Annotated in this window: 15 protein-coding genes; 4 read left to right on the forward strand and 11 right to left on the reverse strand. The window is 68.1% G+C overall.

Features of this window, described 5'->3' with window-relative positions; translation table 11 throughout:
- Positions 1 to 229: 229 nt before the first annotated feature.
- Complete coding sequence (locus AC5JLE_RS17190) at positions 230 to 1,165, reverse strand: isopenicillin N synthase family dioxygenase (protein WP_134966871.1); 936 nt, start codon at positions 1,163 to 1,165, stop codon at positions 230 to 232.
- A gap of 194 nt (positions 1,166 to 1,359) precedes the next feature.
- Between AC5JLE_RS17190 and AC5JLE_RS17195 the strand changes: the two genes are divergently transcribed.
- The 3 genes from AC5JLE_RS17195 to AC5JLE_RS17205 are packed head-to-tail and all read left to right on the forward strand — an operon-like array spanning position 1,360 to position 5,253.
- On the forward strand, positions 1,360 to 3,237 hold the full coding sequence (locus AC5JLE_RS17195) for a DUF3413 domain-containing protein (RefSeq protein WP_481445652.1): 1,878 nt from the start codon (positions 1,360 to 1,362) through the stop codon (positions 3,235 to 3,237).
- Positions 3,238 to 3,257: 20 nt separating this feature from the next.
- The gene (locus tag AC5JLE_RS17200; RefSeq protein WP_014647875.1) at positions 3,258 to 4,403 is read left to right on the forward strand and encodes a glycosyltransferase family 4 protein; all 1,146 of its coding nucleotides are present in this window, start codon (positions 3,258 to 3,260) and stop codon (positions 4,401 to 4,403) included.
- Entirely contained in the window at positions 4,396 to 5,253 is an 858-nt protein-coding gene (locus AC5JLE_RS17205; RefSeq protein ID WP_049407821.1) for a polysaccharide deacetylase family protein, read from the forward strand. The genes AC5JLE_RS17200 and AC5JLE_RS17205 overlap by 8 nt, the downstream gene beginning before the upstream one ends.
- Positions 5,254 to 5,331: 78 nt before the next feature.
- Here the strand turns inward: AC5JLE_RS17205 and glmM are convergent, their stop codons facing one another.
- The 5 genes from glmM to trpB form a co-directional block, all read right to left on the reverse strand.
- Entirely contained in the window at positions 5,332 to 6,693 is a 1,362-nt protein-coding gene (gene glmM, locus AC5JLE_RS17210) for a phosphoglucosamine mutase (RefSeq protein ID WP_401734128.1), read from the reverse strand.
- Positions 6,693 to 7,568, reverse strand: a complete 876-nt coding sequence (accD, locus tag AC5JLE_RS17215) for an acetyl-CoA carboxylase, carboxyltransferase subunit beta (RefSeq protein WP_005410473.1) — start codon at positions 7,566 to 7,568, stop codon at positions 6,693 to 6,695. The genes glmM and accD overlap by 1 nt, the downstream gene beginning before the upstream one ends.
- 261 nt (positions 7,569 to 7,829) lie before the next feature.
- Positions 7,830 to 8,639 (reverse strand): tryptophan synthase subunit alpha, encoded by an 810-nt coding sequence (gene trpA / locus AC5JLE_RS17220; RefSeq protein WP_014647878.1) that lies wholly within the window; start codon positions 8,637 to 8,639, stop codon positions 7,830 to 7,832.
- Position 8,640: 1 nt separating this feature from the next.
- The gene (locus AC5JLE_RS17225; protein ID WP_049407824.1) at positions 8,641 to 9,321 is read right to left on the reverse strand and encodes a hypothetical protein; all 681 of its coding nucleotides are present in this window, start codon (positions 9,319 to 9,321) and stop codon (positions 8,641 to 8,643) included.
- A complete protein-coding gene (trpB, locus tag AC5JLE_RS17230; RefSeq protein ID WP_032957499.1) occupies positions 9,318 to 10,535 on the reverse strand; it encodes a tryptophan synthase subunit beta in 1,218 nt (405 codons plus the stop codon). The genes AC5JLE_RS17225 and trpB overlap by 4 nt, the downstream gene beginning before the upstream one ends.
- A 97-nt stretch (positions 10,536 to 10,632) precedes the next feature.
- Here trpB and AC5JLE_RS17235 point away from each other — a divergent pair, with 97 nt between their 5' ends.
- Complete coding sequence (locus tag AC5JLE_RS17235; RefSeq protein ID WP_496065496.1) at positions 10,633 to 11,520, forward strand: LysR family transcriptional regulator; 888 nt, start codon at positions 10,633 to 10,635, stop codon at positions 11,518 to 11,520.
- A 71-nt stretch (positions 11,521 to 11,591) separates the two neighbouring features.
- Here the strand turns inward: AC5JLE_RS17235 and AC5JLE_RS17240 are convergent, their stop codons facing one another.
- The 5 genes from AC5JLE_RS17240 to AC5JLE_RS17260 all read right to left on the reverse strand — a co-directional run bounded on the left by AC5JLE_RS17240 (position 11,592) and on the right by AC5JLE_RS17260 (position 21,612).
- On the reverse strand, positions 11,592 to 12,701 hold the full coding sequence (locus AC5JLE_RS17240; RefSeq protein WP_014647882.1) for a toxic anion resistance protein: 1,110 nt from the start codon (positions 12,699 to 12,701) through the stop codon (positions 11,592 to 11,594).
- A 44-nt stretch (positions 12,702 to 12,745) separates the two neighbouring features.
- The gene (locus tag AC5JLE_RS17245; protein ID WP_014647883.1) at positions 12,746 to 13,447 is read right to left on the reverse strand and encodes a hypothetical protein; all 702 of its coding nucleotides are present in this window, start codon (positions 13,445 to 13,447) and stop codon (positions 12,746 to 12,748) included.
- Positions 13,448 to 13,449: 2 nt separating this feature from the next.
- The gene (locus AC5JLE_RS17250) at positions 13,450 to 18,837 is read right to left on the reverse strand and encodes a DNA repair ATPase (protein WP_032957491.1); all 5,388 of its coding nucleotides are present in this window, start codon (positions 18,835 to 18,837) and stop codon (positions 13,450 to 13,452) included.
- Between the two features lie 85 nt (positions 18,838 to 18,922).
- On the reverse strand, positions 18,923 to 20,941 hold the full coding sequence (locus AC5JLE_RS17255; RefSeq protein ID WP_014647885.1) for a hypothetical protein: 2,019 nt from the start codon (positions 20,939 to 20,941) through the stop codon (positions 18,923 to 18,925).
- Positions 20,938 to 21,612, reverse strand: coding sequence for a hypothetical protein (locus tag AC5JLE_RS17260; protein WP_164110216.1), 675 nt, complete (start codon positions 21,610 to 21,612; stop codon positions 20,938 to 20,940). The genes AC5JLE_RS17255 and AC5JLE_RS17260 overlap by 4 nt, the downstream gene beginning before the upstream one ends.
- Positions 21,613 to 21,737 lie beyond the last annotated feature (125 nt).

Genomic DNA, 21,737 nt, shown 5'->3' on the forward strand with positions numbered 1-21,737 from the left:
GCGGGGGGGGGGGGGGCGGGGGGGGGGGCGGCGCCCCCGCGGCCGCCCCCCCCCCCCCCCGGGGGGCGGCGCCCCCCCCCCCCCCCCCCCCCCCCACCTCCCCGCCTCCCCACGGAACACCCCAGAGCCGCTTTGGCTTTGGACTTGCCGGCCAGCGGCCGGCACTACCGCGGGTGCAGGGTGCAACCCTGCAAAGAAAAAGGCCGCCTTTCGGCGGCCTCACTTTTCCTTACTTCAGCTTGATCTCGCGCAGGCGTTCCTCGAGGAAGCCGTGGGCGGTGATCGCCTGCGGATACCGGCTCGGGTTCTCCGGAGTGATGCACGAGGGCAGCACGTCGATCAGGAAGTCCGGGTTCGGGTGCAGGAAGAACGGCACCGAGTAGCGCGGCTGGCGCGCCAGGTCACCCGGGGGGTTGACCACGCGGTGGATGGTCGACGGATACACGTGGTTGGTCAGGCGCTGCAGCATGTCGCCGATGTTGACCACGATCGTGTCCGCATCTGACGTAAATGGCACCCACTCGCCGTCATGCGACTGCACTTCCAGGCCTGCGGCACTGGCGCCGACCAGCAGGGTGATGAAGTTGATGTCGCCATGGGCACCGGCACGCACGTTCGGGATGTCGTCAGTGGTGATCGGCGGGTAGTGGATCGGGCGCAGGATCGAGTTGCCGAAGTTGGTCTTGTCGGCGAAGAAGTCTTCCGGCAGGCCAATGTGCAGGGCCAACGCGGACAACACGCGCGACCCCAGGTTGTCCAGCGCCTGATACAGGCCGTAACCGCGCTCACGGAAACCTTCGACCTCGGCCGGCCACAGGTTCGGCGCCATCACGTCCCGGTACTTGGAATCGTCGGCGATCTCGCGGCCGATGTGCCAGAACTCCTTCAGGTCGAAATGCTTGGAGCCCTTGGCGGTTTCCACGCCGAACGGGGTGTAGCCGCGGGCGCCGCCGCTGCCGGCCACGTGGTACTTGCGCTTGACCTCTTCCGGCAGGGCGAAGAAAGCCTTGAAGGCATCGTAGGCCGCGTCGATGTCGGCCTGCGGGATGCCGTGGTTACGGATGCCCGCGAATCCCCATTGGCGGTAGGCCGCGCCCAGCTCGGCCACGAAGGCCTCGCGGTCGCTGTCGAAACGGGTGATGTCGAGGGTGGGGATCTGGCTCACAGCGGTTCCTGGCTTGTCGTTGGGTCTGAGGGGGCCAACGCATTCATGGCCCGCCTGAACATTGTGACAGATCGCCCGGGGGACGCCACTCGATACACGGAAACAAACCGATACAATGCGCGACCCGCGCGCGGAGCAACGCTTCCGTCACGTTGGCCCCGCCCCTCCCCTGCACCCCCTGAACCTGCCCCACCATGCCCGCAGCTGCCCCTGCCGCCCCTGCCATTGAAGGTTCCGCCCGGCGCTGGCGGCGGCTGGCCTGGTGGTCGCTGTTCATCGCCGGCAATGCGGTACTGGCCGCGGCGATTGCGCTGGGCAATGTACCGCTGCGTGACAATCCGGGCGGCGGCGCCGGCCTGGCCTATCTGGCGGTCGCCCTGCCCGGCCACCTGCTCGCGTTCGGTGCGCTGGCCGGCCTGCTGCCGCTGCTGCTGGGCCTGTGGCCACGCGGCGCGCGTACGCTGAGCATCAGCGCGGCCGTGCTGCAGGGCCTGTGGCTGTGCCTGCTGCTGGTCGACGCCAAGGTCTTCACCCTGTACCGCTTCCACCTCAATGCCATGGTTGTGAACATGGTGTTCGGCGGCGCCCTGCAGGACCAGGTTGCCCTGTCCTGGAAGACCTGGCTGCAGGTCGGCCTGCTGGTTGCCGCGGTCTTCACCGCCGAGGGCCTGCTGGCCTGGGCGTGCTGGAAACTGCTGCCGGCCGCGCCGCGCCGTCGACGGGTGCTGCAGGCCTGGGCGGTGGTCGCGCTGCTGATGGCCGGCGGCCAGGTCGCCACGGCCTACTACGACGCCCGCGGCGACCGTGATGTGATCGCGCAGTGGAACTACCTGCCGTGGGCGCAGCCGATCACGGCCAAGAGCTTCATGCGGCGCCTGGGCGTGGTCAGCCAACAGCACGCCGGCCTGCCCGACCCGCGCCATGCGCAGCTGCTGTACCCGCTGCATCCGCTGCGCTGCCAGAGCCCACATCGTCCCAACGTACTGATGGTGGTACTGGAGTCGCTGCGCCACGATGTGCTGACACCGCAGCTGATGCCCAACACGTCGACGCTGGCGCAGGATGCGCGCGTCTTCGACCACCATTTCAGCACCGGCAATGCCACCCGCTACGGCCTGTTCGGGCTGCTCTACGGCCTGCCCGGAGGCTATTGGCCGAGCATGCTTGACGAGCAGCGTGGCTCGCAGCTGTTCCAGGTGCTGGGCCAGCAGGGCTACGACCTGCACCTGTACGGCAGTGCGCCGTTGTACAGCCCGGAGTTCGATCGCACGGTGTTCGCCGATGTCCGCGACCAGCTGCACCAGGGGCCGGCAGCGCTGAAGTCCGACGGCCGCGACCGCGCGATCATCAGTGCGCTGCAGCAGGACATCCGCGCCAGCCAGGCCGCGCAGCGCCCGTGGTTCGGCTTCGTGTTCCTCGACTCCACCCATGCGCCCTACCACATGCCCGAGGGCTATCCGGCGGTGGCCACACCGATGGCCGCCGATATCGATTTCCTCAAATTCGGCCCGGAGCATGACCCGACGCCGGAACTCAACCGCTACCGCACCGCCGTGCACTATGCCGACAGCCTGATCGGCTCGCTGCTGGACGACCTGCGCGCACAGGGCCTGGCCGAGGACACCATCGTGCTGGTCACCGGTGACCATGCCGAAGAGTTCAACGACCTCAAGCTGAACTACTGGGGCCACAACGGCAACTTCTCCGACTATCAGCTGCAGGTCCCGTTCGTGCTGCATTGGCCGGGCAAGGCCGCTGGCCACGACGCACGCACCAGCTCGCACGAAGACTGGGTGCCGACACTGATGCGCCACGCACTGGGTTGCGAGAACGCACCGGCCGATTACAGCACCGGCCAGGACCTGCTGGCCGAGCCGCAGGGCACGCGTGCGCTGGTGGTCGAAAGCTGGTCGCAGCGCGCGGTGCGCCATGGCGATGCCATCTATGTGTTCGACAAGTTCGGCAACGCCACCGCCCTGGACCTGCGCTACCGGCCGCTGCCACAGCAGGCGCCCGATGCGGCCGCCGTACGCACTGCATGGGAAGCGCTGACCCGCTTCCGCAACCGCTGACCCTCAAGGATCGATCCTGCATGAACCGTCCGCTGCGCATCCTGCACACTGAAGCCGCCAAGGGAATGGGCGGGCAGGAGATCTACATCTTCCGCCACATGCAGGTGATGCGCGCGCGTGGCCACGAGGTGGCGCTGCTGTGCCAGCCCGAAGCGCGACTGGCCCAGCTGGCACGCGATGATGGTTTCACCGTGCATACCCTGCGCATGGGTGGCCTGCTGCGCCTGCTGCGCGGCATCTGGTCGGTCTCGCGCCTGGTGCGCCGCGAACGCTATGACGTGGTCAACACCACCAGCCGCCGTGACGCACTGATCGCCGCCGCCGGTGCACGCCTGGGCGGCACGCCGCTGGTGGTGCGCTCGCGCCACCTGATGAGCCCGGTCAACTCGCTGCTGACCTATACCGGCCTGCCGCACCGGGTGCTGACCGTCAGCAGCTTCGTCAAGCAGCTGCTGGCCGCGCGCGGCATTCCGGCCGAACACATCGGTATCGTGCCGCCCATCGCGGTCCCGCCGCGCTGGAGCGAAATCCGCAAGGACGACCCCTGGCAATGCCTGCAGGAGGTACGCGCGGACGTGCGCGCCGAACTCGGCTTCGGCGAACAGGACATCGTGGTCGGCTGCGTGGCGGTGCTGCGCGAACCCAAGGGTCATGCCGACCTGCTGCAGGCGATGGTGCCGCTGTGCAAGACGCACCCGAACCTGCACCTGGTGGTGGTCGGCGATGGCCAGCCGGTCATGGACCGGCTGCAGGCGCTGCGCGACGAGCACGGGCTGCAGCAGCAGGTCCATCTGCTTGGCTATCGTGATGGCGCATGCCGGTTGATGGCTGGCTTCGACATCTTCGCGCTGGCATCGCACAAGGAAGCGGCCGGTACCGTCTTCCTGGAGGCCGCCTATGTCGGGGTGCCGATCGTGGCCACGCGGGTGGGTGGCGTGCCGGAGATGGTGGTGGATGGCAGCAATGCGATCCTCACCCGGCTGGGCGACAATGCAGCCCTGACAGGCGCCCTGCGCCTGCTGGTGGACGATCCGGAACGGCGGCGGCAGATGGGCCGCGCCGGGTGGGACTGGATGCGCAGCGCGCACCGGTTCACTCCCGACGGCCACGGTGAGACCACCGAACACTATTACCACCAGTGGCTGAAGGAGCTGGGACATGGCTGATGCCCGAACCGTACCGGTGCTGATGCACCACCACGTCAGTCCGTCGCCGGGCATGATCACCGTGTCACCGGAGAATTTCGAAAGCCAGATCGCGTGGCTGGCCGGCAACGGCTGGACGTCGCTGACACTGGACCAGTACGCCGGCTTCCTGGCCGGCAAGCCGGTGCCGCGCAAGTCGATCGTGATCACCTTCGACGATGGCTACCTGGACAACTGGGTGTATGCGCACCCGATCCTGCAGAAGTACGGCATGCACGCGGTGGTGTTCGTGGTCACCGGCTGGATGGGCGAAGGCCCGGAGCGGCCCCACGCCGGGCTTGCCGGGGCAACGTTGCCTGCCACGCCGGACCATCGCGGCTGCGAAGCGGCGATCTACGAGCAGAACCGCAGCGACGACGTGATGATGCGCTGGAGCGAAGCGCGCGCGGCCATCGCCGCCGGCACCTTCGAAGTGCATTGCCACACCCATACCCACACCCGCTGGCTGCGCCGCGACGACCTGGACCGCGCACAGCGCCGTGCCGGCCTGAGCCACGACCTGGCAGTCTCGCGCGACGTCCTGCAGGACAAGCTTGGCGAGGTGTCCGATACGCTGTGCTGGCCCTACGGCGATTTCGACCAGGACCACATCGAGGTGGCGCGCGAGCACGGCTTCCGCTACCTGCATACCACCCACCCGTTCGGACGCAATGTGGTGGGCGGCGACCCGGAGCGCATCTATCGTTTCGCGATCCGCAACCGCCCGGCCAGCTGGCTGCGAAAACGCATCGCACAGAGCTACAACCCGCTGATCGCACCGCTGTTCAATGGCTTCAAGGCACGCCAGAAGAAGATGGTGCCGGGGCCGTAGGCAACCCACCGCCCTGCCCCTTCAACGAAAACGCCCCGGCATTCCGGGGCGTTTTCGTTGGACGGATGTGCAGCGGCCTCAGGCGGCGGCTTCACGTACCGCCGCGGACAGTCGATCCAGCGTGTCCTGCATCAGCGTCGCATCATCGGCCTCGACCGTGACCCGCACCACCGGCTCGGTACCGGACGGGCGCAGGAACGCACGGCCACGGCCGGCCACCGACTGCTGCGCGACAGCCAGCGCGGCCTGCACGCTGCCGGCCTGCACCGTGGCCTTGGCCGAGACATTGCCCAGCCGCACGTTGACCGTCTTCTGCGGCACCCGCACCAGTCCTTTCAGCGCCTGGCGCAGGGTCTGCCCGCTGTTGCGCAATGCCACCAGCACCTGCAGGGCGCTGACGATGCCGTCGCCGGTGGTGGCCCGATCCAGGCACAGCAGGTGGCCGGAGGCTTCACCGCCGAGCACGCCGCCGCCTTCCATCAGCGCCTGGTGCACGTAGCGATCGCCGACATTGCTGCGCACGAACGGAATCTGCAGGTCGGCAAATGCCTTCTCGACGCCGTAGTTGCTCATCAGCGTGCCGACCACCGGGCCGCGCAGGCGGCCTTCGGCTTTCCATGCGCGGGCCAGGATATACAGCAGGTCATCGCCATCGACCGGATTGCCCTGGTCGTCGGCCATCAGCACGCGGTCGCCATCCCCATCGAAGGCGATGCCGAGATCGGCGCGGGTTTCGCGGACCTTGGCCGCCAGGTTGTCGATGTGGGTGGAGCCCACGCCTGCGTTGATGTTGACGCCATTGGGCTCGGCGCCGATGCCGATCACCTCGGCACCCAGTTCGCGGAACAGCAGCGGTGCGATCTGGTAGGTGGCGCCGTGTGCGCAATCCAGCACCAGGCGCACGCCACGCAGGTCGAACGCGCGCGGCACGCTGGCCTTGCAGAACTCGATGTAGCGGCCGACCGCTTCGCGCGCGCGCGACGCCTTGCCCAGCTTCTCCGATTCGGCGGTGGTGAACGGAACGTCCAGCGCCGCTTCCAAGGCCAGTTCCGTGGCGTCGTCGAGCTTCTCGCCCTGGGCGGAGAAGAACTTGATGCCGTTGTCGTAGTGCGGGTTGTGCGAGGCGCTGATGACGATGCCAGCGTCCACGCCAAGCGTACGGGTCAGGAACGCCACCGCCGGGGTCGGCATCGGCCCCAGCAGCTGCACGTCGGCACCGGCGGCGACAAGGCCGGCTTCCAGTGCCGCTTCGAACATGTAACCGGAGATGCGGGTGTCCTTGCCGATCACCACGATCGGCCGGCGCCCATCCTGGCCGCGCTGGTCGACCAGGACACGGCCCAGGGCGTTGCCCAGGCGCAGCACGAAGTCGGCCGAGATCACGCCCTGGCCGACCCGTCCACGGATGCCATCAGTACCGAAGTACTTGCGGCCTCCCATCAAGCCACCTCCGGCGCCGGCTGACGGCCCAGCATTGCCAGCAGATCGGACAGGCGGTCGCGCATTTCGCGACGGTCGCAGATCTGGTCGATGGCGCCGTGCTCCAGCAGGAATTCCGAGCGCTGGAAGCCTTCCGGCAGCTTCTCGCGCACGGTCTGCTCGATCACGCGCGGGCCGGCGAAGCCGATCAGCGCCTGCGGCTCGGCGATGTTGATGTCACCCAGCATCGCGAAGGAGGCCGACACGCCGCCGGTGGTCGGATGGGTCAGCACCGAGATGTACGGCAGGCCGGCTTCACGCAGCTTGCCCAGCGCGGCCGAGGTCTTGGCCATCTGCATCAGCGAGAACAGGCCTTCCTGCATGCGGGCGCCACCGCTCTGCGAGAAGCACACGTAGGGCGCACCGATCTCGACCGCGGTTTCCGCGGCCAGTGCGAAACGCTCGCCGACCACCGAGCCCATCGAGCCGCCCATGAAGGCGAAGTCGAACGACGATGCCACCAGCGCACGGCCCTTGAGCAGGCCGCGCATGGCGATCAGCGCGTCGTACTCGCCGGTGTTCTTCTGCGCGATCTTGATGCGCTCGCTGTACTTCTTCTGGTCCTTGAACTTGAGCAGGTCGGTCGGCCCCAGGCGCGCACCGATCTCGGTGGTGCTGTCGGCATCGAACAGGGCGGCCAGGCGCGCACGCGCACGGATCGCCATGTGATGGCCGCACTTCGGGCAGACTTCCAGGTTCTCTTCCAGTTCCGGACGGTACAACGCGCTGCCGCAGTTGCTGCACTTTTCCCACAGGCCCTCGGGGACACTGCGCTTCTTGCTGGGGGTGTTGTCGGTGCGGATGCCGGACGGCATCAACTTGCTGAGCCAACTCATGCGGGAGGACACTTCCGTTCAGGGCGGCCCGGGGGCCGCAAAGGCAGACAGTCTAGCTCCGCTTTCCCCGCCCGTGCACCCCCTTGCCAGCCACGGGGCAGCCGGAAAAAACCATGCTGGGACGTACGTTTAGGTGCTGGGGCGGTGCCCGCCGCTGGCCGGCAGCCCTTGCGTGCAGACCGATGGGTAGTGCCGGCCGCTGGCCGGCAGCCCTTGCACGCGAGCCCTCAGGAGGATGCCGGCCAGTGGCCGGCACTACCGTTACGCGTCCAGCGCCTGCCGCAGCGGGGCGAGGAAGGCCCGGGCGTGCTGCGCGGCCTCTTCCGCCGAGCCCGCTTCGGCCAGCGCCGCCACCAGCGCGCTGCCCACCACCACGCCGTCGGCCTGCCGGGCCATGGCCGCGGCACTGGCGGCATCCTTGATGCCGAAGCCCGCCACCACCGGCACCGACGCACGCGCGCGCAACGCCTGCAGGCGGGCACTGGCGGCATCGCTGTCCAGGCGCTCGGACGCGCCGGTGACACCGGCAAAGCTGACGTAGTAGAGATAGCCACGGGCCAGCGCCAACAGCTTGTCGGCTCGCGCCTCACTGGTGGTCGGCGACGCCAGCAGTACCAGCGCAAGGCCGGCTGCGTCGAACGCCTGCTGGGCGTCGCCCGCTTCTTCCGGCGGCAGGTCGACCAGCAGCACGCCGTCCACGCCGGCGTCGACGGCGGCCTTGGCGAAGGCCGCGTAACCGTGGATCTCCACCGGGTTCAGGTAGCCCATCAGCACCACGGGGGTCTGCGCATCGCGCTCGCGGAACTGCGCCACGGCCTGCAGGACGTAGCGGCTGCCGGCGCCGCGCGCCAGCGCGCGCTCGGAGCTGCGCTGGATGGTCGGGCCATCGGCCATCGGGTCGGAGAACGGCACGCCCAGTTCAATCACGTCGGCGCCGGCGTCGACCAGTGCGTGCATGACCGGCACGGTGGCCTCCAGCGAGGGATCACCGGCCGTGACGAAGGGGATCAGCGCCTTGCGCTGCTGTTCGCGCAGACGCTGGAAACAGGCATCGAGTCGGGATACGGACATTTCAGGCACATCCTTCAATCAGTTCAATCGCATCGCTGGTTCCCCAGTACATCTGGGTGACCCGCCCTTCAAACAGTTCCACGCGGATACCCAGGTCCGAACCCGGGTCCTGCCAGGTGAGGTACTCGCCCTGGTCACCGTCGTAGGCATGCGGGCTGGATACCGGCGGCTTCGGGAACTGGGCCATGGCCTGGGCGCGGGTCATGCCGACACGCAGGCCGAACGGACCGGGCTGCTGGGTCGGCGCCCCGCTGTCCGGATCCAGGCCGAGATCGAAACGGACGACGCGATCTTCATCGGTCATCATCGACACGCCGGGCGGCAGCCCCTTGCCGTCGTAGTACTCGCAACTGCCGCCGATGGCTTCGACCGCCCCTTGCGCGGTCCACGGCCCGAGTGCCTTCAGATCGCCCATGTGCTGGCCGATCAGCACCTCGCCGGCATGGTCCAGCGCCACCGAGACCACCGCGGGCGCGCCATCGCTGTCCATATCTTCCGTGGACGGCGGATCGACGATCGGCGCACGTGCCATCGGGTCGAGGTCATCATTCGCGGCCGCCTGCTGTGCCGGCTGCGTGGTGGCCTTGGCGGCCGGTGCCAGCAGAGGCGGCTCCGGCGGCTGGCACGCGGCCAACCCCAGCGCCAGCAGCAGCACGCCACTGTTGCGCAGCAGCGCGCTCACAGCACCAGCCCTTCGCGCGCGGCGATGGTATGCACATCCTTGTCGCCACGGCCGGACAGATTGCACAGCACGATCTGGTCACGCGGACGCTCACGCGCCAGCTTGATCGCCTGCGCCAGCGCATGGCTGGACTCCAGCGCCGGCAGGATGCCCTCGGTATGCGCCAGCAGGTGGAAGGCCTGCAGTGCTTCGTCATCGGTGATGCCGAGGTAGCGCGCGCGGCCGGTATCGGCCAGGAATGCGTGTTCGGGGCCGACGCCCGGATAGTCCAGGCCGGCCGACACCGAATGGGTCTCGATGATCTGGCCGTCGTCGTCGCACAGTACATAGGTGCGGTTGCCATGCAGCACGCCCGGGCGACCGGCGGCGATCGATGCAGCATGGCGACCGGTGCTGATGCCATCACCTGCGGCCTCGGCGCCGACGATCTCGACCTGGCGGTCGTTGAGGAAGGCATGGAACAGGCCGATGGCATTGCTGCCGCCGCCGACGCAGGCAGTGATCGCATCGGGCAGGCGGCCGTACTCGGCCAGCATCTGCTCGCGTGCCTCGCGGCCGACGATGGCGTTGAAGTCGCGCACCATGCGCGGGTAGGGATCCGGACCGGCGACCGTACCGATGATGTAGAAGGTGTCCTGCACATTGGTCACCCAGTCGCGCATCGCTTCGTTGAGCGCGTCCTTCAAAGTGGCCGAACCGGAGGTGACCGGCACCACCGTCGCGCCGAGCAGCTTCATGCGGTAGACGTTGATCTTCTGCCGCTCGATGTCGGTGGCGCCCATGTACACCACGCATTCCAGGCCCAACCGCGCGGCAACCGTGGCGCTGGCCACGCCGTGCTGGCCGGCACCGGTCTCGGCGATGATGCGCTTCTTGCCCATCCGCGCCGCCAGCAGCGCCTGGCCGATGGTGTTGTTGATCTTGTGCGCGCCGGTGTGGTTCAGGTCTTCGCGCTTGAGCAGGATCTGCGCGCCGCCGACATGGTCGCTCAGCCGCTGGGCGTGGTAGATCGGGCTCGGCCGGCCCACGTAGTGGGCCAGGTCGCGGTCGTAGGCGGCCTGGAATGCCGGATCCTGGCGGGCCTGGTCATAGGCCTGGGCGAGTTCCTGCAGCGGGCCGACCAGGGTTTCGGCAACGAAGCTGCCACCGTAGCGGCCGAAATGGCCCTGGGCATCCGGGAAGGCGTGGTAGTCGGCAATGGGGGAGGCAGACATGGAAGCGACCGCTGGTTCGAGACAGGTGGATACTCTAGCGCACGGGTCGTGACCGGAAAATGGATATTATCTGGCGTATACCGTCAGGAAATCTCACATGAGCCGTTCGCTGTTGCCACCGCTCAATGCGCTGCGCGCGTTCGAGGCCACCGCCCGCCTGGGCGGGGTTGGCCGCGCCGCGCAGGACCTGCACGTGACCCACGGCGCGGTCAGCCGCCAGCTGAAGCTGCTGGAAGACCACCTCGGCCTGGCGCTGTTGCAGCGGGCCGGTCGCGGCCTGCGGCTGACCGCTGCGGGCACGCGCCTGCAGGCAGCGTGCAGCGAGGCCTTCAGCGGCATCGAAGACTGCGTGCGCGAACTGCGCCGGCCGACCGCGGCCCCGGCGCTGGTGCTGGGCTGCAGCGGCAGCGTGCTGGCGCGCTGGATGATTCCGCGCCTGCCCGCACTGCAGGCCGCCCTGCCCGGCGTACGCCTGCAGTGGTCGGCGCTGGATGGCAGCTTCACCGAGGCGCAGGCCGCACTGGACGCGGTGCTGCTGCTGGCGCAGGGGCCGTGGCCCCGGGGCTGGCAGGTGCGTGAGCTGGCGCCGGAACGGGTCGGCGTGGTGGTGGCCCCCTCGCATCCGGCCGCGCAGCGCCTGCGGCATGTGCCGCCCTCGGCGCTGCTGCAGGAGACGCTGCTGCACACCAGCTCACGGCCGCAGGCATGGCCGGCGTGGGCGCAAGCGCACGGTCTGGACATCTCGAAGCTGCAGCTGGGTACTGCCTTCGAGCACCTGTACTACCTGCTGGAGGCAGCGGTGGCCGGGCTGGGCCCGGCGATCGCACCGGAGCCACTGGTGGCCGAGGACCTGGCCGCCGGGCGACTGGTCGCGCCGTGGGGATTTGCCGCCACCGGTGGCTTCTGGGTGCTGGCGCGACCGGATGGACCGGCAGATGGGCGCGTGGATGCGCTGGCCGACTGGCTGGGCCAGCAACTGCGCTGACAACAAAAAGGGGACGGAGGGGATTAAGTCGCAAGTGGCACAAACGACTTAATCCCCTCCGTCCCCTTTTTTCAGCTGGCAGTCGGGGTGGCCAGTCGCTGCTGCAGGTCTTCGCGCAGGCGCGACAGCTCGACTTCGGCCTGCTGCCGCTGCTGCATTCCTTCGCGATGGATGCTGCGCACTTCCTCGACCGTGGCGATCAACTGGTCGTGCACGTGGCGCAGCGTCGCCACGTCGATCACGCCGCGCTGGTTGCTGCGCGCGGTATCCACCGAGGCCTGGCGCAGCAGGTCGGCGTTGCGGCGCATCAGCTCGTTGGTGGCATCGTCGATGGCGGTGGACAGCTCGACCGCGGCCTTCTGCTCACCCAGCGAAAGCTGGATGGCGAACTGGCGCTTCCACGACGGGATGGTGATCTCGCGCACCGTGTTGAACTTCTCGATCAGCTGCAGCGCGTTGGCCTGGATCAGGCGGATCATCGGCAGCGACTGGTCGGCCGCATGCTGCATCAGCTGCAGGTCGGACACGCGCTTTTCGAGGAGGCGGATCGCGTTGTCGACTTCGCTCTGGCGGATGCGCTGCTGCGGATCCTCACTGCCCTGCCCGGCCTGCTGCTCGGCCTGCAGTTCGGCCAGGCGCTGCTTGCCGGCCGCAGCATACAGGCCCAGCGCATGGCGTTCTTCGCGGACGATGTCATGCATGCGGTCGAACTCGCCCACGCGCTTGCCCATCAACGCCTGCTGCACACCGACATCACCCAGCAGCTGCTCGATCTGCGCATTGGTGTCGCTGAACTTCTGCACCAGCTCGCCCTTGGATACGCGCAGGCGGTCGATCAGGCCACCGATCACCGGCACCTTCGACCGCTGCGCGAAGCCGTCCAGCTTCAGGCTGCGTGCGATGCGCACCACTTCGCCCAGTTTCTCGCCGCTGGCATCGAGGTCACGATTGCGCACCTGGTCCAGCAACTGGCTGGAAAACGCTGCGGTGCGCGTGGCCGCTTCGCGACCGAAGACCTGCAGGTTGCCCGGGCGCAGGTCATCCAGCTCCAGACGGATCTCGGCGATGCGCGGCAGATCCTCGCGGACCAGGCCAAGCGCCTGCAATGCGCCTTCATCGAGCGGAACGGCGGTAGTCGTGCCGGGCACGAGGGCACCGGGGGTCTGGCTGTCCTGGGTCATCGGGCAGTCTCCTTGCAGTTGGGTAAGCGGCAGCGGCGGCCGGCTCAAGGCAGTCTAGCCTGAGCCGCCGCGACCTCGTCATCGATCTGTGCGTGCAGCGTGGCGGCCTTCGCCGCCAATGTGGCGCCGGCCGCGGCCTGGCCCGCCGCGGCGGCCTGCCGCCAGGCTGGCAACAGGACGTCATGGATGCGCGCGAAGCGTTGCAGCAGCACGTTGTCCTGGTCCTGCAGGAGCTGCCACTGGCCGGCCTCGAGACGGCGCAGCGTGGCCAGCCGGCGCAGGTGATCGAGCCGTTGCGACAGCGCGGCCTGGCCGGCGGTATCCAGCGACGCCAGCCGCACCGCTGCCAGCTCGACCCAGGCGTCCAGCGCTGCGGCCGCCGCTGAATGTCCGGCGATGGCCATGGCCCGCAGCTGCAGCTGCTGCTGCAGCTGCTGGGCCTGCTCGCGCGCCTGCAGGGCCAGCACGCCCAGCTGCGACTGCAGCGCACGTCCTTCCGCCTCGCGATCGACATCGCGCCCCAGCAGGCGGCCCCACCAGCCCGCCTGCTGCCGGATCTGTGCCGGGTTATCGGCCTGCAGGGCCAGCGCGATGCGTGCCAGTGCGGCCACCAGCCCTGCGCCCGCGCCCGGCGGCAACGGTGTTTCGCGCCGTGCCAGCGCCTGCAGCAACGGCGCACCATAGTCGGCCAGCGCGGCGACATCGGCCGTGTCCGGCAAGCTCGGTGGCGGCAGTGGCGCCTGCATGGTCACGGCAGCGGCGGCGGCTTCGGTGTCGTCGCTGGAATCTCCTCACCGTCGTCCGGCGGCAACGACTCGCCGTAGAAGTGACGCATCAGCGCCTCATCCAGCGCGCGCTCCTCCGGCGTCGTGGCACGGCGCACACGCGCACGCTGCGCCACCGCACTGTTCGGCACCCCACGCTCGACCTGCTGCCGCGCCCAGCCGGCGAACGCGGCCAGGGTCTGCGACACCTGTGCCTGCTGCGCCTGCGATGCCGCCAACAGTTCCACCAACGGTGCCAGGCCAGCCTGCAGGTCGTCGGCCAGGACCGTCGTCGGCACACTGGCGGCTGCCGCGACCGGCACCGGCGCGGCGGGCGGACGTGTTTCAGAAAGACGATGCAGGGCCTCCAGCAACGCCGGCCACGGTGCCGGGTCGGCAACGGCAATCGCTTCCGGCGCTGGCGGTGGAAGCTGCAGGGCGGTGGCGATGTCGGCCAGCTGCGCGACCACGCGCCCACCGACATCGCTGTCGTCGGCCCCCATGGCCTTGTTGCGCAGGAAGTCGCGCTTGATCTGCGTCCAGCGTTGCGCCTGCGTGTCGTCCAGCACGCCGCGCAGCTCGGCCAGCTTCAACAGGTTTTCTTCGGCGCCGGTGGTCAGCAGCTGTGCCTCGCCCAGGTAGTGGTCGGAGATCAACTGCTGCAGCTCCTCCTCGTTCATCACCGGCGAGATCTTCTCGGCCAGCTTGTTCATGTTGCGGTAGCTACCCTGCAGCCGGAACGGCGGCTCGGTGCGGTAGCGGTCGTCCTGCGCGGCACTGGCGATGTACTGCTGGTTGACGCGGTAGACCACGTCGCGCACGCGCAGCATGCGCTGCAGGGTGGCGGTGATTTCGTTGATCTCCGCGCTGCTGTAGGCGTGGCTCAGGCCGTTGGTCGAGACCTCCTTGCCCATCGCCCGGTCGACCAGCGTGTACAGGTCAGCCATGTCGCGTGTAGCCAGCGGCGCCAGCACCGGGTTGGAGGTCAGGCTGTTCTCGATGTAGCTGAGGGTAAAGGCCGCCTCCATGCCACCGAGCACATCACCCAGGTTGTAGATGTCGGCACGGTTGGCCAGCATGTCCGGAATCTTGAACACCTCGCCGGACTCGGTATACGGGTTGCCGGCCATCACCACGCAGAATTTCTTGCCGCGCATGTCGTAGGTGCGGGTGCGACCGCGCCACACACCCTCGATACGGCGGGTGCCATCGCACAGCGAGATGAACTTCTGCAGGAACTCGGGATGGGTGTGCTGGATGTCGTCCACATACAGCATGGTGTTGTTGCCCATTTCCAGCGCCAGGTTGAGTTTCTCCAGCTCCTGCCGCGAGGTCGCGTCCGGTGCCTGGGCCGGGTCCAGCGACCGCACCTCGTGACCCAGCGCCGGGCCGTTGATCTTCATGAAGACCAGGCCCAGGCGGTGCGCCACGTATTCCATCAGCGTGGTCTTGCCGTAGCCGGGCGGCGAAATCATCATCAGCAGGCCCATCAGGTCGCTGCGCTTGTTCTCGCCGACCGTGCCCATCTGCTTGGCCAGGTTGTCACCGATCACGCCCAGGTAGACATCGTTGATCAGCTTGTTGCGTACGAACGAGGACAGCGGCCGCGCCTTGAACTCGGAAAGCCGCAGGGTCTCGCGCTCGCGGCCGATGATGCCCTGGCGCAGCGCCTGGTAGGCATGGAACGCTGGCACGAAATGACGCAGGTGCTGCTTCAGGCGCACCAGGAAGTCATCCAGCGATACCACCAGCGTGCCGTTGCTGATGCGTGCGTGTTCACCCAGCAGGCCACTGACCTCCGCCTGCAGCGCGGCGTCGCTGGCACGGGTACGCAGCTGGCGCTGCACCAGCAGCAGTGCTGCAGCCTCGTCGACGTAGCCGGCATGCGGGGCATGCGCCGGCATCCGCGCCAGCGCCCGCAGCCACTGACCGGCCAGCGCCCAGCGCGTGGCCAGCGGATCCTGGCTGCGCTGCAGGGCGCGTTCGACCGCCTCGCGTTGCCCGGCCTGTTCCAGCTGCCGAGCCAGTGCCTCCAGCAGCGCTACCGCATGGCGGCTGCTGCTGAACACCGGTTCGCCGGCCGCCAGTTCCTCGCCCAGATAAGCGGCCGCGGCCTCTGCGGCATCGGCATCGAACGGCAACGCGTGGGATTGCGCATACGCCAGCAGTGCCTCGGCCATTTCCGCACGCAACGCCAGGCGCCCTTCGTCGGACCCCAGCAGGCGTGCCAGCGCTTCAGCACCCATCTGGCGGGCCGGCCATTGCGCCACCGCTTCGCGCCGCTGCTCGGCAGCCCAGAACAGCACCGCCAGCGCACGCACCCGCGGTGCATGCCGCAGGCTGCCGGCCGCCTGCTGCAAGGGCAGCAACGCACGCAGGATCAGCGCGGCATCATGGTCATGGATGCCGCGCTCGTAGCCTTCGCGGTAGCGCGGTGCGGCAAACGCACGCACGCGCTGGTCCAGTGCTTCGGGCGTGGCGACGTCGTGCTGCAGCGTGGCCAGGTCAAGCCCGTCGCTCCCCTCCTGCGCGGCCATCAACAGGCTGCCGGCAAGATACTCGCCGCGATACAGTGCAGGTGATTCGGAGTCCAGGGTGACCGGCCAGAACGGCTTCAGCGCATCCAGCTCCGGATCGTGCAGGGTCTCCAGGAAGTCGGTGCCGGTCAGATGGATCGCCAGCGTGTCACCACGCGGCAGCAGGGTCAGGTCCAGCGCCTGGGTGTTGACGCTGAAGCGATGGCGCGGCCCCAGCCGCACCACGTTGCCGCCCGCTTCGTACAGATCACTGCGGTCACGCAGCTGGCGCACCGCCTGGTCACGCACGCCCTTCAGGCGCGCTTCGATGTCGTCGGCCTTGACATTGTCATGCAACGCGCGCAGGCGTTCGGCCAGCTCACGCAGCTTGAGGATCAGCGGATCGCCGGCAAAGAACGCATTGAGCTCATCGGCGGTGGCGAAGCGCTCGGTGCGCTTGGCCAGGCCATCGAGGATGCGGCTGGCCGCATCCAGCACCGAACGTGCCTTGCGCTGGCGGTCATCCAGCAGCGCCTGCTTGTGCGTTTCGAAGGCTTCAACCAGCTCTTCGCGCTTGCTCAGGATGTCGCCGAGGAACTGCTCGTGTTCGCCGAACTGGCTCTCCAGCTCCTCCAGCTGCACCAGCAGGCGCGACAGCTGCTCGTCGGCACGCTCCGGGTCCGTGGCCAGCGCCAGCGCGCTGGTGATCGACTGCGAGAACAGCGCGAACTGCGCGGCGAACTGCGCCACGGCCTCGGCTGAGCCGAGCGACCTGCGGCGCTGATCGGCACGCGCGCGGGCCTGGTTGAGGCGGCCGTACAGCACCGAAATGGACTCGACCACGCGGGTGCGGGCGGTGGCATCGTCCACCTTCAGGCCGGCCATCAGTTCAGACAGCATATCCAGATCGGCCGCCATCCCGCGCAGCCCCTCCAGCTGCTCATCCAGCTGGCGGGCACTCTGCGCCTGCTGCGCAGCCTCATCCAGCGCCTCCAGGCGCGTGGTCAGCGGCACCAGCGCGGCATCGCCGGCGAGGAAGTCACCCGTGGCGGCGCCGACACGATCCTGCGCCTCCACCAGCTCGGCCGTCATCGTCTCGATGCGCGCGGTGTCGATGTAACGCAGCTCGCGGATGGTCAGCAGCCGTCCACGCAATGCGGTGATCGCATTGAGGGCCTCGACGAAGGCCTGCACCTCGTTCCAGTTCTGCGGCTGCAGCCGGCCCAGCAGCGCCTTGTGCGCGGCCTCTGCCTCGACCATCGCCTGCGCCGACTGCTGGCGGATCGACTGCACCTTCTCGTACTCGTCCAGCACCGATTCGCCGGTGGCGCTGATCTGCCGCAGCAGCGCCTCGGCGCCATCGCAGGCCGCGTCGCCCAGCCAGTGGTGGGCATCGAACAGGCGCCGGGTGTCGGCCACCAGGCGCTGGTAGCGCTGCACCGACACGTCCTGGCCATCGATCTCGCGCGCCAGGTTGAACAGGTTGGAGATGCCCCGCACCAGTTCGGCGTTGCCGATGCGTCCCATGAAGGTGTTGCCGGGTGGCCGGCTTGCAGCAAACTCGTCACTGCTGAACGGGGTCTGCCAGACCTGCATCGGATGGATGCGGGTCGGTTCGCTGCCTTCGGCATGGAACAGCACCATGCGCCCGTCCTGCATCAAGGCGTAGCCATGGCCGAACACCGGGTTCTGCAGCACGCGCTGGATGGTGTTGTAGACGAACAGCGCCGAGCGCCCGCCTTCGCGCTCGTAGAAGATGTACAGCACGTCCTCGCCGTTGGGCGAACGGATGCTGCGCTTGAACTGCATGCCGGCCATCGAGGCGTCGAACGCCTTGTGCTCGCCGCCCTGCAGGTAATAGCCACCCGGGAAGATCACGCCGTGGTCTTCGGGCAGCTGCACGCAGGCCTGCACGATCGCATCGTTGCGCACGATGCCGCCGGTCAGCGTGTTGTAGATCAGCCCGCGCCACTCCGTCTCGCGGTACGGCAGCACCTTCAGCAGCACCAGCGAGCCGACCCGGGCGAACTCGAACTGGGCGTCGTCCAGCGACTGCGTGCTGTCCTCCACCGGTTCGCTGTAGATGCCCTGCCCGGTCTCGGTGTTGTTCTCGACCTTGATCGTGAGGTCGCCGCCGGTGGTCTCCACGAACAGGGTATCGAGGATGTTCAGGTGCGAATGGCGGCCATTGACCGCCAGGTCGCGGGTCGCCCGGGTCCATTCGAAGTCGAACGGCGGCGGCAGTGCGATATCGCGCTCACCGCGCGCATCCAGATAGGTCAGTTCGCCATCGCGCGACAGCGCCCAGCGGAACACGCGCACGTCGCTGCTGCGCTCACCGATCTGGAACGACGCCAGCAGCTTGTCCCCCACCACGATCAGCTGCAGCAGGCGCGCGTGCTTGTAGTAGGCGTACAGTTCGTTGAAGTCGTGCACGAAGCCGGGCTGGTCGAGGAAGCTGCCCTTCAGCTCCAGCGCCGCCACGTCGTAGCCGTCGCTGCCCTGCACCAGCCGGTACAGGCCGAACACGTCCTCGATGCGGGTCTGGGTCTTCAGCCCGATGAACACGTTGTAGCCGAACAGCAGGCGGTCCGGCCCGACCTGCACGATGTCACGGCCGACGCAGTTGTTTTCGCTGCGGATGCGGAAGCGCCCGACCACCTCCAGGCGGCTGTCGCCGAACTCGGCCAGGCGCTGGCGGTTGAGCGTTTCGGCCAGGCCCTGCAGGCGCTGGCCCTGCTCGGCCAGGCGGCGGCGCAGGACTTCATAGGCACCGCCCTGGGCAACGGCCTGGTCGACGGTAGTGCCGCCGGCCTCCGGTGCAGTGGATTCGGCGGACGGATGGGTATCAGACATCAGCAGGCTTCCGGCTCACGGGCGGACGGCCGCGGTTGCGGCCGGTGCGGGCGGGCGATGGCCGCAGCAGCCATCGCCCGATGCATCAACGGGCGCTGTCGACCACGGTGGCCGACACGGTCGGCACCGCTTCGGCATCCTCGGCGATCTGGCGCGGCGCCGGTTCGGCCACGGCCACGCCCAGGTAGCGCTGCATCAGCTCCTGCACGATCGGGCTCTTGCCGGCAAAGCCTTCGATCGACTTGCCCAGCGACACCGCCTTGACCAGGTTCTCGAACATGCCGCCGTCGCCACCGACCAGGTCGATATCGGCGTTGCGCAACGCGCTGGCGATGACGTTGGCGTTCTCGCGCGAGACTTCCTTGCCGGCTTCGATCGAGGCCAGCGCCTGCTTCAGGCTGTTGTCCAGCATCATGCGGAACTCTTCGTGGCCACGTGCCTGGTCGCTCAGCGAAGCGATCGCTTCGAACTTGCGCACCAGGCCTTCGGCTTCGGCCAGCAGCTTCTTCTGCACCACGCCGGCTTCGGCGTTGCCCAGCGATTCGGTGGCGGTGGCACGGGCCAGGCCCATCTTCTCCTCACCCTGCGCCTGCGCCTGCAGGGTCTCGGCCAGCACGCGGGCTTCGTTGCTGCCCTGCTTCAGGCTGGCTTCGGCCTTGGCTTCGATCACGCGGGCCTCGGCGATGCCGACCTTCTCGATGGCCAGTGCCGAAGCTTCACGCACCTGCGCTTCGGCCAGGCCCGGTGCGGCCTGCTCGGCGCGCAGCGCGTCGGCCAGCAGGCGCTTGGCTTCGGCCTGCTTGCCGGCTGCTTCGTGTTCGGCCTGGGCCAGCGTGGTCAGTTCCACTGCGCGGTGCTTGGAAGCGGTCTCGCGTGCCTGCGCTTCCTTTACCTCGCGCACCAGCGATTCCTGTGCCTTGGCCTCGGCTTCCAGGATCAGCACCTGCTTCTGGCGGTCGGCCTCGGAGACCTCGCGCACTTCCTTGATGCGCTCTTCCTCCTGCGCCACGGTCTTGTCGATGGAGATGCGTTCGCGGGTGATGTTGGCCACGTCCATCTTGCCCTGCTCGACCACCTTGTCGCGCTCCACGCCCTGCAGCTGCACTTCGCGGTCGGTGGTGACCTGCTCAAGCTGGCGTGCGCGCTCGACGCGCTCGGCCTCGATGGCCACGGCGCGCTGGCGGTTCTGCTCGGCCACTTCCACTTCGCGCAGGCGGTTCTGGTCGCGGATCTCGATCAGCTGCTGTGCTTCGATGCGGGCGTTCTCGGACAGCTGGCGCTGCTCTTCCTGCACCTTGGCGGTCTCGGCCTCCTCTCGCGCGCGGATGGTCTCGATCTCGCGCTTCTGGCGTGCTTCGGCTTCGGCCTGCTGGCGTTCCAGCGCCAGCAGCGCTTCACGCGCTTCCACGTTCTTCTTGGTGATGGCGAGCTTCTCGTTCTGCTCCAGCTCGTTGGTCACCACGTTCTGCGCGGCGGTCAGCTCGGTGATCTTGCGGATACCCTGCGCGTCAAGGATGTTGAACTGGTCCAGCAGCGCCTTCGGGGTCTGCTCCAGGTAATCGATCGCCACGTCTTCCAGCACATAGCCGTTGAGGTCGTTGCCGATCACCGCGATGATCTCGTCGCGGAACTCCTGGCGCTTCTCGAACAGTTCGGTGAAGTCGAACTTCTTGCCGACCGTCTTCAACGCTTCGGAGAACTTGGCGTTGAACAGCTCATCGACGGCATGCTTGTCCGACGCACGGTCGGCACCGATGGCCTTGGCCACGCGCAGCACGTCGGCCTGGGTCTCGTTCACCCGCAGGTAGAAGGCCACGGCGATGTCGGCACGCATGTTGTCGCGGCAGATCAGGCCTTCCTTGCCACGGCGGTCGATCTGCAGGGTGATCAGGCTGATCCGCATCAGCTCGGCGCGGTACAGCACCGGGATGATCAGCGCACCGGTGAAGTGCACCTTGGGGGTGGAGCTCATGTCGTTGACGATCAGGGCCACGCCCTGGTCGACCTTGCGGTAGAAGGCCTTGAACAGCCCGGCCACGCCCAGCAGCAGGACGAGCAGGCCGCCGGCGACGGCCAGGAACGGTAAGAGGGATGCCAACGTCATTGATGAATCTCCTTGTTGCCCGGAAGCAGGTTGTCCTGGAAATCGAGGGCGATCGCATCGGCGCGGACCACCCGGTAATAGTGTTGTTCGGCCATGTGCTCAACCAGCACGATGCGCTCGCCACGCTGCAGTTCGATGTCGCTGCGGATCTGCAGCACCAGCCCGGCGCCGCCATCATCGACCGTGGCATGACCGCTGCGTGCGTCCACCTTCGGCGACGCGACCACGCCGGCCCGGCCGAGCAGCGATGCCTGCGGCACCGGCCGCAGGCGCAGCAGGAAGCGCCGGACCGGGCGCAGGATCAGCGCGATGAGCGGTACCGCTGGCAGCGGTGCCAGCACCGCCACGAGCGTACCCAGGCCCCAGCGCAGCAGGTCCGGCAGCGGCAGCAGTACGAACAGATGGATGAAATAGGTGATGAGCCAGCCGAACAGGCTCAGCAGGGTGACCACCACCATGATCGGGACGCCACCCAGGCCCCAGCGCGCCAGCATGGCCGACAGGCCACTGAGGTCGGTCCCCGCCTCGAGCGCGCCATCGGCGCCGAGATTGCCAAAACCGTCATCGACCAGGCCGAACGCCGCAACCGCCCAATACATCACCGACACCAACAGCAGAATGCTGTACGGCAGCGTCGGGTAACCGAGTACGACGGTGAGAAACTCCTGCATCGCTTGCCTTCCTGGGCTGTGGGCGGCGGCCGCCCGTTCGGGACGCGCCGCGCGCGTCCCGTCGATCCCCGCGCCAGCCCTCATGGCAGGCGCGCTTGGGACCATCCTATGTGAAGAATGCGTGC

Source organism: Stenotrophomonas sp. (assembly GCF_059505245.1).